7 protein-coding genes are annotated in these 12,380 nt (G+C 41.4%); 5 read left to right on the top strand and 2 right to left on the bottom strand.

The genetic code is table 11. From position 1 onward, the window contains the following. Window positions 1–139: 139 nt before the first annotated feature. Window positions 140–1,723, bottom strand: coding sequence for a cellulase family glycosylhydrolase (locus tag MIC7126_RS0107320; RefSeq protein WP_017652486.1), 1,584 nt, complete (start codon window positions 1,721–1,723; stop codon window positions 140–142). 577 nt (window positions 1,724–2,300) lie between these two features. Between MIC7126_RS0107320 and MIC7126_RS0107325 the strand changes: the two genes are divergently transcribed. Next, the gene (locus MIC7126_RS0107325; RefSeq protein ID WP_040629723.1) at window positions 2,301–3,101 is read left to right on the top strand and encodes a hypothetical protein; all 801 of its coding nucleotides are present in this window, start codon (window positions 2,301–2,303) and stop codon (window positions 3,099–3,101) included. Between the two features lie 276 nt (window positions 3,102–3,377). On the opposite strand, the gene MIC7126_RS0107330 is transcribed toward MIC7126_RS0107325, so the two are convergent. Further along, on the bottom strand, window positions 3,378–4,154 hold the full coding sequence (locus MIC7126_RS0107330) for a hypothetical protein (RefSeq protein WP_017652489.1): 777 nt from the start codon (window positions 4,152–4,154) through the stop codon (window positions 3,378–3,380). 322 nt (window positions 4,155–4,476) lie between these two features. Here MIC7126_RS0107330 and MIC7126_RS0107335 point away from each other — a divergent pair, with 322 nt between their 5' ends. The 4 genes from MIC7126_RS0107335 (at window position 4,477) to MIC7126_RS0107350 (ending at window position 12,361) form a co-directional block, all read left to right on the top strand. Beyond that, window positions 4,477–6,081, top strand: a complete 1,605-nt coding sequence (locus MIC7126_RS0107335) for a carbohydrate porin (protein WP_338010311.1) — start codon at window positions 4,477–4,479, stop codon at window positions 6,079–6,081. After that, window positions 6,078–8,417 carry a tetratricopeptide repeat protein gene (locus MIC7126_RS0107340; protein ID WP_017652491.1) on the top strand — a complete coding sequence of 780 codons (2,340 nt, stop codon included), beginning with the start codon at window positions 6,078–6,080 and terminating at the stop codon, window positions 8,415–8,417. Before MIC7126_RS0107335 ends, MIC7126_RS0107340 begins: the two co-directional genes overlap by 4 nt. A 150-nt stretch (window positions 8,418–8,567) precedes the next feature. Next, window positions 8,568–9,830, top strand: a complete 1,263-nt coding sequence (locus MIC7126_RS0107345) for a family 8 glycosyl hydrolase (RefSeq protein WP_026100097.1) — start codon at window positions 8,568–8,570, stop codon at window positions 9,828–9,830. A gap of 176 nt (window positions 9,831–10,006) precedes the next feature. Further along, window positions 10,007–12,361 (top strand): cellulose biosynthesis cyclic di-GMP-binding regulatory protein BcsB, encoded by a 2,355-nt coding sequence (locus MIC7126_RS0107350; protein WP_017652493.1) that lies wholly within the window; start codon window positions 10,007–10,009, stop codon window positions 12,359–12,361. Window positions 12,362–12,380 lie beyond the last annotated feature (19 nt).

The following is a 12,380-nucleotide window of genomic DNA, read 5'->3' on the forward strand; positions in this document are numbered from 1 at the left end:
ATGCTCCTCTGCTTTTTTTTTGGTTTTACTGAATCGCTGTATCAGACTAATTCGTAATACGAAATATCATGTCTGATTAACAGTTGTGATTAAATTTCATGCTCCAGACGCAGAGAGCTTTTATTAGTTTTAATCATATTTAATTACCCGATTTTAGACTAACTGCACTTACATTTCTAATTTGGTAATCTGCGCCAAGCTTATTAGCACAAAACCCGATATCTCTCGATTGATTTGGTTCAATTACTAATCCCCAATCAAAAGGAGTCACGATATACTGCGTCTTTTGCTGTTGAAAATTAGCGTTCCAAGAATTACTAATTTTCGCCTCATTCAGATTAAATTTGAATTGCCAATTGCTAATTTTGGTATTTCCTGAATTCATAATTTTGAAACTTACACAAAATCCCGTTTCCCAATTAGAATACATATCGGTAGTTACTTTTAATTGAGTAGTCACCTCAGAAATTGGGAGCACAGGAGAATTATGAGGTTTCTCTACCTGTTGGACTGGCGCAGACACAAGCAATTGAGATAATAATTGTTGCTTTGGTAGATCGTAACTTTGCCAATCATCTAATAATATACCCCCTGTATCCGCACTATTAGGATTCCAACTCCAATAAGCAAAGCTTAAATTATGCTTTTTGATGTATTTTACAAACTCATTTTGCCAAATTCCTTCTGGTGAAATGGTGTCTACTTGTCGTCCGCCAAATTCGCCAATGAGGATGGGAGCAATTTTTTGAGTAGAGATATAGTTAAATCCTATCTGCCAGCGATCGCTCAAATTTCTGGGAAAATTAGATTCTGAAAAATAAGGTTGATTAAATACTCCAGGGCCATACTCATGAGGAGAATAAACTAGCTTATTGCGGCGAGACAACCGTACTGGGTAACGCTTCACACCTTCTAAATTACCACCTTGCCAGTGGTGCTTGAGCTTTTGACCAGGAACATTGTTTTCCACACCTTCGACAACAATCAGCCAATTCGGATTGATACTGAGAATAGCATTACCAGCACGTTCTGCAGCCAACCGCCAATCAGTAGCTAAATCATTAGTTCCCCAGCTAGCTCGTCCGTGAGGTTCATTTTTTACATCTGCACCAATTACATTAGCTTGATTTTTATATCTTTGAGCTAACATCTTCCAAGTATCAATCCAGTCAGCTTCAGTGAAACCGTCTCCATACCACAATTCCGGAATTCGCTGATCATTAAGGCGATGGCTGTCTAATAGGATTAATAATCCCTGACGTTCAGCAGCTTGAATCACTAAATCCATCACTTCCAAAGGCGTTTTACCTTGGAGTTCAGAATTGCTACCAATACTAAAGTCTACACCGCTGATGTTGAGGGATCGCAATCCTGCGACAGAATAAGGCAATCGGATCAGGTTATATCCCAACTTTTTGATCTGTGCCAACATTTCCTGATAATCGCGCTTCCATAGTCCATGGGGGGCGTGTAACTCTGTTTCCATCCCAAACCAATTCACACCTTTGAGCACAACCGTCTTACCCTCAGCGTCTAAAATCTTTGCACCCTGAGTTGACAGAGGTAACTGCATCGTCATCGCCGCACTCGCCACGTCTAGTTGTCTATTGACAGGTAATTTAATCACAACTCCCAGTATCAATACCATTGCAGCTACAAAAAATAAAAAAAGTCTTTCCAAATGCTTAATTTTTATTTGCTTTTTTCTAAAAGTAGATGGCATCATCTCATTACCTTGTATTGGGGTTTATAACTCAGATAAATTAGCAGATTTATAAACGTCTATGCCGATAAGTGTAATTTTTATAAAGTATTTTTACGTAATTAATGAATTTTTGACTAAGCTAACAACTGTTTTTGAAATTAACCACCGTAATTTTTCTGACAAAAAACTTATTTAGTAACTTTTTTCGTTTTAATTTTACTAATTTAGACAGTTAATTTACATAGTTTTACAGAGTAATATTTAGTGCGTTAAGTTCCCGTATTCACAAAATTTATATAAAATCGATTCAATAAAATGTTTATATATAAAGCTTTTCCAGGTTTTATCTAAATTAGGTAGTTTATTTGTACTACAAAATTAAGGTTTTAAATTTACAAAAAATTTAATCACTTTTCCGAGTTCTTCATGACTCCTCTATTGCAGAAATTACACATAAAGAATAACTTAGATAATATGCAGTACAAAAAATTTATCACCCGCTGAAGCGAGATAAAAGCTAGGTGTTGCCAGCGGTAAATAGTAATGCTGCAATCCATACGTTGTCTTAATTACACAACTAATCCAACTTTTAAATATGTCCTTATCTGCACTGCAAAAATTTTTTCTCCCACCTATTATTGCTTCTCTTGGTGTATTCTCAGCCATGTCATTTCCTCTCGCTGCATTAGGCGATAAGCAAATTAGCATCAAATTTCAGGAAGAACCGATTTTTTACGGTAAACTCAGAGATGTTGCTATTCCTTATGTAGTACTCACAACCGTACTCAGTGTAGGAACTGGAGTTTCCGCTGCGGCTTTTTGTGGCTGGAGACATTCTTCTCGCAAATCAGTAAAATTTCAACAAGAATTATTCAGCCTAGAACAAAACATTCAAGAAAAAGAAACACTACTAAAAGAACTAAAACTCTCCGAATCTCGGTTGCAAGTTTCAGGGTTAAGAGCTTTTTTAGATGATCAACTTCCTTTAGAACCAAAGTTGATTTCTCAGACTGTCGCCATGGCAAATTCGATACCAATGTACGAACAGCAGGTAAATCCTGTTCCAGATATAGCCGCTCAAAAAAATATCAATAAACCCAACATCACTGCTGCTACTTCTGGATTTGCGTCTGCTCAAACTTTCCTAGGCTATGCTCAAAGCAATGTCAATAGTGTCAGAGAAAGTGTTGCACCCCCTACAGAAAATCAAATAACTATTACGCCATCTGAATTTGAGGAACTGCAAAAGCAGCTGCGAGAAATGATGTTCCAGATGCAAACAATGCAAAATAACCTGCGAGTTGTGCCTACAGCTACAACTACTGAAGAAAAAGCCACAGATAAATTTCAGATATATTACGAAACTGCAAAAGTTGATGAAGTTCGTATGCGATAACTAAGTGAATCAAGCAAGTTGTATTTCATGAACTTGCTTGATACTTAGCAAGCAACTATCAGAAAAAATTTTAGATTGGGTAGAGCAATGCTTTACCCAATCATTTTATGTGTCTAATTGCGACTAAATAATTTTGTTACTGTAACACTTTTTGTCTTGGTCGGTGTAAATTAAAACCTTTTGTAGAGACGTGACATTTCCCGTCTCTACGTCCTAAATGTACTGGCGATCGCTATAATTGGCGCATAATTAAAGTACACAATTAGCTGCAAATTTTCAACGCAGAAACTCTGCTGAAGTTAAAGAAGCATTGGTCTGTCTGGATGTATTTGATGGTATGAGTGCAGTTTTAGAAACTATCGGTCTTGGGGGAATTTGATATCGGTTTCCCCAACCGCCGTTGATGTCATCGGATTGCGGACGAGGCGGTATTGTTTTCCCCTCCGGTAGAGGTATCAATAAAGTTTGACTAGCTTGGATGTACTTTTCACCTTCATTCGTAAAACGAACTAGTTTACCTTCAAACTGTTGATTTACTGACTGCAGCTTTTCCGGCTTTTGCTGATCTAATTCTTCCCACTGACTCGCAGGATCGAAAATAGCGATAAATGTCACACCGCTTTCAGGTGTTAGTCCTACTTGTGCTTTATTTGCTTGCCAAACTTCCTGAAACCTACCATTAGGTGCAACTTGCCATAAACTTAAATCAGTCTGCCATTTTCCTTGTTTTACTTGCACAATTTGGCGAGCTAAAATTGAACGTCTAGTCTCGGCGCTAGAGTTCAACAACACTCCTTCTTGCCCTGTCGTCGGACGTAAATAACGAATAGCCTCTATAGTAATCCGGCTAGACTCAGGGAGATTAGTAGTACCAACTACACTATATGTACTATTACTACCTACAGACTGGACATTTTTGATTTCAATTTGGACATCTTCTGATGCTTTTTGAACGCAACCATAACTTGTAGACAAAAGTAAGAAAGATATAACTGTTACGGAAGTAATATGTTTGTAATTTAGATAAAGAAGCTGGTAATTGAGATTAAGCATAGAAAGACTTGGTTTTTATGGGTGAATAAATCGATAATCAGCGTTTGATTTAGTATGCCCAATTTATAGTCAAAACTAACAAGCTAAATCAACTTTTAATTTAGTTTTTTCTTGTTCAGAAAATCTTTATATTTTAGATGATCATACACAGTTTATTTGCTAAAGTGGCAACATCTTACGATGCGAAAACTTACTAGTGAATTCACTTAAGTTAATGTTGCCACCACTATCAAATTTAAATAAATTTACTTACTCAAAACACTCTAGGAAAGTGTACTTACTGCTAGGAGCACTTACAACTTCAATGTTGTGGGTCATGGTGATGAACGAGGCTTCATCAGCTCAAGTATTTTCCGGTGCAGAAGCTAGCACCTGGGAAATCGGCAGTTTAGACTTACTACCAGTCCCTCAATCGACCGTACCGCCTGGTAAACGCACGATGGGATTGCAGACAGTACCACCTCCACCAACAAATAATGGTATTACAGTTGCAGCGATCGCTCATCCATTATCTTTATCTGTACAGCAGCAACCACAACCAAGCGACCTCAAAATACAAGAAAATGACTTCATTCAGCAGCGACAGGTGACTCAAAAAGTTTCCCAGGTGTTACCTAACGCTGACATACCAATTATTCCGAAGCCAATCAATATTCCATCCTTCTCAGTAGGTGGAGAATCGAACGATGACAATTTCTTAAAACTACTAGGACAGACAAACAATTCCCAAGAACCAATCAATACCGCCATAGCTCCATTACCACCACTTCCTGGCGAGACTCTCACTCAAGAATTCACCGCACCTGGAACAACAACTTTCAATCAACTACTCAACTCCCCATCCGTTCCTAACCCATCATTCTCCGATCCGATTCCCACCCCGGTTTCCGCAAAACAATTACAACCAACAGTGATTCAGCAGCGCCCCCTGACAACCAGTAGCGCTTTAAAAGAACCTTCTTTACAATTTCAAGGAGTCTATGTCACCCAAGGAGGTGAATCCTCAGCCAGAGCTAGAGTTACAGGAGTGTATCCCATATCCCCTCAAGTTTTAGTTGGAGCCACCATAGATTTAACAAGCAAAAATAATGCTTTTGATGACTCTCGACGTGAGGGTTTGAACATTAACGAGCTGTATTTAGCCACTTCCATCGCCGGAGTTCCCAATTTGAGATTTGTCGTTGGTCAAATGGATTTAACATCCTATTTTGACCGCAACAGTTTTGCTAAAGACGGAGCTAGCCAATTCTTTAATCCAGTATTTCAAACCAACCCAGCACTAGCTGCAACAGGAATTTCTTCTCGTACTGGTTTGTTAGTGAATTGGAGCGTTACCGACAATATCGACGCTAAAGCAGCAGTATTTTCATCAGCAGATAAAATAGGGGACTTTTCCTTAGATGGCTTTGCTGGCGAAATCGGTATCCGCTACGGTAATGCAATTATTCGCGGTACTTACGCCAGCGATCGCGATGGTGGTAGCCGTGATAGTTTTGCAGAAAGCTTTAGCATTGCCAGGGGAAATAATCAATTTGGGCCGATCAAGACTGACCGAGAAGAAGCCTACGGAGTTAATGCTGAAGTCTTTGTTCCCAACCTCAAATTAGGCCTCTTTGGACGCTACGGTAAATACGAAAACCGTGACCTAAGATTGGGCGCTGATACCTATGCTTTCGGAGCGAGCTTTTTGGATCTATTAAGTCCCAATGACCGATTGGGACTAGCCTACGGACGTGGCCTTTCCAACGAAAGCCTGCGCCGTGGTTCCAAAGCAGATGTATTAGAGCTATTCTACGATTTCCAATTTCTTCCCAATCTGCGGTTAGGTTTTACAGTTCAAGGACGCGATGATTTTTCCGAAACAGTGGTTGGTGTGAGGGTAAAAACAGAATTTGATGTGACTCCCAGAGGAAGAGGTGCTCAATGAGTCCAAACAAAACAGGCCAAAAGCCAAAAGCCAAACTGCAATCTTTTTTGACTTTTTCGTGTTTACTTTTTACTTCTTCATTAGTTGTGCCACTGCTGGTAAATATGCCTCCAGTGCAAGCGCAGAATGCATCAGCAGGTGTACAAAAAGGTTTTGGGTTATTAAAAAAAGGATTAGTCAATGATGCCATTACCGCCTTCCAGCAAGCCCTGAAAAGTCAACCCCAATCCTTGCAAGGAAGGTTAGGATTAGCGATCGCTTATCGTCGTGCTGGACGCATTCCCGAAGCCTGGAATGCTTATCAACAGGTATTAGCGGTAGACGCTAACAATCAATTAGCCCTCAAGACAATTGGTTTATTAGGTACTTATAAGACTGAGTGGAACCGACAGGGAATTACAGCCCTCACCAATTTATTGCAGTTAAACCCTAACGACTTAGAAGCTCGTGCTTATCGTGCTCAACTCTATTCCTACCAAGGACGCTTAACCGAATCTTTAGCAGATTACCAGATTGTTTTAAACAACAATCCTAGCCTAGAAACGGTTCTGAATGCAGCTCAAGCTTATAGTTATAGTGGCGATTTTTCTAAAGCATTGGCATTATTTAATCGCTACCAAACCAGTGGAAAACCCATTGAAGGATATGCAGCTGTAGCCTACGGTCGCACCCTACGGGAAACTGGTAATGCAGCAGGATCTGTACAAGTTTTAGAAACACAATTACAACGCTCTAAAACCCTTGATCCAATAGCAATTGAAACTCGTAAAGAATTAGCTATTTCCTATCTTGCTAATCAACAACAAACACAAGCCTTAGCAATATTAGATCCATTACAAGGTATATCTGAAGCCACATTACCCTTAGCGCGATCGCTCAATGAAATTCGCAAGCGTACCAATAATCCCACTCTGGCGCAGCGAGTTGTTAATCTCTACCGTCAAGCCCTAGCCACAACTCCCAACCCATCCCCCACCCTCCTCCGAGAAGTCGCTGATGTGTTCACCGCCTTTCCTCAAGGACGCCAAACAGCTCTGCAACTATATCGACAGGCGGCTTCACAATCACCCAATGATCAAAGTTTGCTGGTGCGACAATTAGCCTTAGAAAATCGGTTAGGAACACTAGCCAAAAAAGACTTGAGACAACGTTTGGCGACTGCGCTACAACCTTTACCCACAGACCGTGTGCGGCTACAACAACTCGCGGATGCTTTGGTTACTATTGACGTCCCTGATCCGGAATTGTTATCTGTCTACCAATACATGCTGCAAACAGGAGTCAACGTCCCATTTTTGCACTTTCGAGTTGCCCAGATACACGTACAGCGTAACGACCTCAATCAAGCTAGGCAATCTTTAGCAGCTTACAGCGCCACCGCCAAAGGTGCAAAAGACCTAACCACTCAATTACTCGCAGCAGAAATTGAGCGCCGGGAAGGAAGCCTCGAAGCCAGCGCCAAGCGTTATCAAGCTGTACTCAAGAGCAAACCAGATAACGACATTGTTGACGCCACTTTAGCTGGATTGGCGGGTGTGCGCGTGCAACAAAAACGTTTTGACGAAGCTTTAGCAGCTTATGACCAGTTGATCGCTCGTAGTCCGCAAAATTCAGCCACTCAGTTAGGGCGTGCGAGTATCGCCTATCAAGCCAAGCGAATTTCCCAACCCGAAGCCGAAGCAGTGCTCAATAATTGGTTAGCAACACAACCAGCTACCAATACCCCCCCAGAATTATATAGTTTAGTGGCAGCACTACCAACTAATCCGCGATTAGAAGGCTTATACAACTACTTGGTACAAGTTGACCCCAGCTCAATTCCACTGCAAATCCGCTTAGTGCAGGTATTAGCACAACGCAACCCAGCACAAGCACAAGCCCGAATCAAGCAGTTGATAGCGCGAATTCCCAAAAACTCTGAATCGTATCAATTGCAAGCAGAATTAGCGCGGTCTATAGGCAATTTGGATCTGGCTAGCAAAGCCTATCAGAGTATCTTAGTTCAACAACCAGATAACATAGATGCCCTGGCTGCTTTAGGAGGAATTCGCTTTGAACAACGACGCTTCGAGTCAGCGCAGGAAATTTATACTCAAGTCATAGCACAAAAGCCTGAAGACCAAGGAGCAAAGCGCGCTCTAGCCGGATTGAATGCCATTTTCGACCAACCATTAACAGCCTTATCACAGTTAGAAAAATTGCAACTAGAAGCGATCGCCCAAGGTACAACCGATAGCGATGTCTATCGCCAAATGCAGCAAATCCAAGAAGACTTTCTCCTCCGCAGAGGTTTTCAACCCCCCTGGGAAGACTATCAACGCCGAAGTCGCAATTAGCGATTCTTAGCAGCCAGAGGTTAATTGTCAATAGCTACAGGGGAATAATAAGGGCAGCGTTAGCCACAGAAGTTAGAGGCTAGTAACTAGAAATATCATCTTTCCCTTCTATACTCAATTCCCCATGACCTTTATCAAACTATTCTGAGGATGTGGTATCTCTCAAGAGTGGCAATCATTGCCAGCCTAATTAATCTTTATGGTTGTGTTTCTGGTTACTCGGTCAAACCCAAAATACCGCATCACCAGACGCCGATACCCAACGTCACTACTCCCGCTAGTAGTGAAAATTTGTCGATATTTTTGGCAGCTTTACCCCCGTCTACCCCAAATCGGCAATTACTAGCCGAAAGCTGGGATAGCTACCGCAGGAGATTTATTCAAAATGATGGACGAGTGATCGACTTTGAAGCGAGCGATCGCTCAACCAGCGAAGGTCAAGCCTACGCCATGCTACGAGCGGTTTTCATTGATGACCCGGAAACTTTTGCTCTGACTTTAAAATGGGCTGAAAACAATCTCCTCCGTCAACAAAACAGCAAATCTAGAGACACTCTCTGGGCTTGGAAATGGGGTAAAAAACCAGACGGTACTTGGGGTGTGATCGATAGCAACTTTGCTAGCGACGGCGATATAGATGCGATCACGGCGCTGATTTTTGCCGCCCGACGCTGGAACCGTCCTGAATACATGGAACTGGCGAAAATCAAACTGCGAGACTTATGGAATCTTTCTACCGCCCCAGGATATGGTGGTAAGCCTTATCTATTACCAGGCCCCAAGCTAGCATTTGTTCCTAACGAATCCACCCTTTACCTCAATCCTTCTTATCTTGCACCCTATGCATTTCGCATCTTTGCACAAGTAGACCCCACCCATGACTGGTTGGGTTTAGTTGATACCAGCTACCAAATTCTGGAAAATTCCACACAGCTTTCCACTGTTGGTTTACCTAGCGACTGGGTGGCTTTAGATATCAAAACTGGTCAATTCGAGCTCGTACCCCCATCTAGCAATCTCCAAAGTTTGTATAGTTTTGATGCTTATCGGGTTTGGTGGCGTTTATCACTCGATGCTGTTTGGTTTAACGCACCACCAGCGCGGCGCTATTTGCAGCAATCTACTCAGCACCTACAAAAATTGTGGACTCAAAAATCGCGTCTACCAGCACGAATTGACCTGCAAGGAAAGGCTTTAGTAGATTACGAAGCTACATCGCAATATGCCATGTTTTATGCTGCTATGCGGTTAGTAGAACCAGCACTAGCTGAAGAATTGCTAGCGAAAAAAATACTACCTCAATACAAACAAGGAATATGGGGCGATGATTCAGCTTATTACACCCAAAATTTAGCTTGGCTAGGGTTACTACCTCCAGACACAATACCTAGACAAATCATACAAGCTAATTAAAAAAGTTTTTGTAGTTTATTAAGAGAATCATATGAAAATTTTTGAGTTATAAAATAACAAAAAATCACAGTAATTCAAAAAACTAATTTCTTACCAGTTAGCTAATTTTGAAATATTGTTTCTAGGCAGCATTTATTCTTAAAAACATAAATCAATTCACATCAGCACAGAGTACTATGAAGCTGTTACTTGCCCTTTCTTCATCTAGTAAAAAAGTAATTCTTTTGACTTCCTGCATATTACTTTTTCCTAATTCGTTATTCACCGCCCAAGCTCAACAAAATTCACAATCGGTAGGTAATTTAAAACAACAATCAGCTATTTTATTAGCCCAAGCAACTGCATCTGAGCAAGATACGACAAAATCAGAAGGTTCTAACACTAAAAATCTCATACCTTACACTCTCGAATTTAATCGCAGTCCCATTGTCGGTAATCGGATGCGCTTGCGGGGGGTTTATTCAGAAGGTCGCCTTGCGTTTACTCGTCCGCGTAATTGGAAACTAGACCAAGGTAAAGTTCAAGCTTTAATCCGTTTTCAACACTCACCAGCACTGTATGCAAATCGTTCCAGCCTGACAATTTTGGTGAATGGTACTAGTGTAGGTAGTGTGCCACTGAATCGTAAACAATCTCAGGTTGGTCAAGTATTATTTAATATTCCGCCGAAGTTAATTCAAGATTATAACGAATTAACCATCGTTGCCCAACAAAACAACTCTTTAGAATGTAGCGATTCTAGTAGTCCTGATTTGTGGACAGAAATTCTGCCAGATTCCAAATTAGTTTTTAACTACCAACAACAACCAATACCCCTCAACTTTAGTCGTTATCCTTATCCTTTTTTTGATGAACTGGGTTTAGATGCTAACCAAATTGTTTATTTGCAACCTAGCCAAGTTAGTCAGGATTGGCTGACTACAGCTGCTCGCCTACAGACGACATTGGGCAGATTAGCAGATTTTCGTCCGATCAAGACTAGCTTAGTATCTAACGCCTTGGATGTGAAGCCGAGCGATCGCCTGATCATTATCGGTACTCCCAGTGAGCAACCAGCTCTAGCTACTCTCAAAAATTTGCCCATGAAAGTCATCGGCTCGCAAATTTTTGATCGCAGCAATAACCCCATACCCGAAGACACTGGGGTATTAATCATTAGCAAAACTGAAAAGAGCAATGTACCGATTTTAATTGCTACAGGTAATAGTAGCAAAGCAGTTGCCAAAGCTACACAATTTTTGGCACAGCCGGATGTGCGGAAAATGGGTACAGGTCAAGTGATTTTAGTTGATAAGCTCAATGACTCTCCCACACCAGCAGCTCGGAAATGGCCGCGTTATCTACCAGAGCAAAATTCCTTTCAACTCAGCGACATCAAAACTCAAGTAAATGGTGACCCGTTTGCGGATGTCACCGTCCGTGGAGCCGCAGCGCCGCCAGTAGAAATTGATTTCCGTGCTTTACCTGATGACAGATTTGTCCGGGGTAGTTCTATGAATTTAGTTTACAGCTACGGGCCGCAGATTAACCCCAGAACCTCGGCGGTGGAAGTATTACTAGATGGTGTATTTATCGGTGGGGCGCGGCTAGATTCAGAATCGGGAGTGAATCGCAAAAACCTCAAGGTAAATTTGCCAGAAAACTTGATTAAGCCCAATTCTAAACTGCAAGTGTTTTTCCGGATGAATTCTCGGGAGCCATTTGACAAACAAAACTGTTTGCAACCCCCCGATCAACAACTGACAGGAACGGTGCATTCTGATACTAGCTTTGATTTAAAGCGAGAAATCTCGGCACAACTACCAGATTTAAATCTGTTGAAATTTGGTTTTCCCTTTGCTGCGCCCCAGGATTTGTCTCAAACAGCGATCGTTGTACCACAAAACCCGTCTACTAACGATGTGTTGACTTTGTTAGCCGTTAGTGAACGCTTAGGGAGGTTGAGTCAAGCAGATTCCGTCAAATTAAATGTTTATACAGCAGATACTTTGTCGGATACAGTCCGCAAAAATGACCATTTAGTAGTTATTGGGACACGGGAGAAATTTCCCATCGCTGAAGTATTTCAGTCTAGCGGTTTAAACCTGACTCACCCATTTTCTCGGCTATCCGCCCAAGCGACAATTCAAACTCCCCAAGATACACAAGGAATGATTAAACAAATTATTTCACCTTGGAATAGCGATCGCGTGATTTTGGCTTTGACGGCGCAAACTGACGCAGGTTTGGAACGAGTACAGCAAGTCCTCACTCAAGATCCGTGGTTCTTTCAACTCAAAAAAGATACCGTGCTTATTAGTAGTGACCAGAAAAACCCCTCTGCTTTCAATCCTGATGCTTATCAACTGGAGTTTTTCCAAAACGCGCCCTCAACTCGACGGTTAGAAAATACAACTATCTTGAGTAAGGCGTCGCGTTTCTTACAAGAAAATTGGCTATTTTTACCTCTGGGGATAGTGGGTGTGTCCGTTCTACTCTACGGCATTGGTCAGTTGTATCTCAAACGCTTAACTGCTGGTGACGGAAAGTAAATTCATGAGTTTTATGGTT

Source organism: Fortiea contorta PCC 7126 (assembly GCF_000332295.1).
Taxonomy (GTDB): Bacteria; Cyanobacteriota; Cyanobacteriia; order Cyanobacteriales; family Nostocaceae; genus Fortiea; species Fortiea contorta.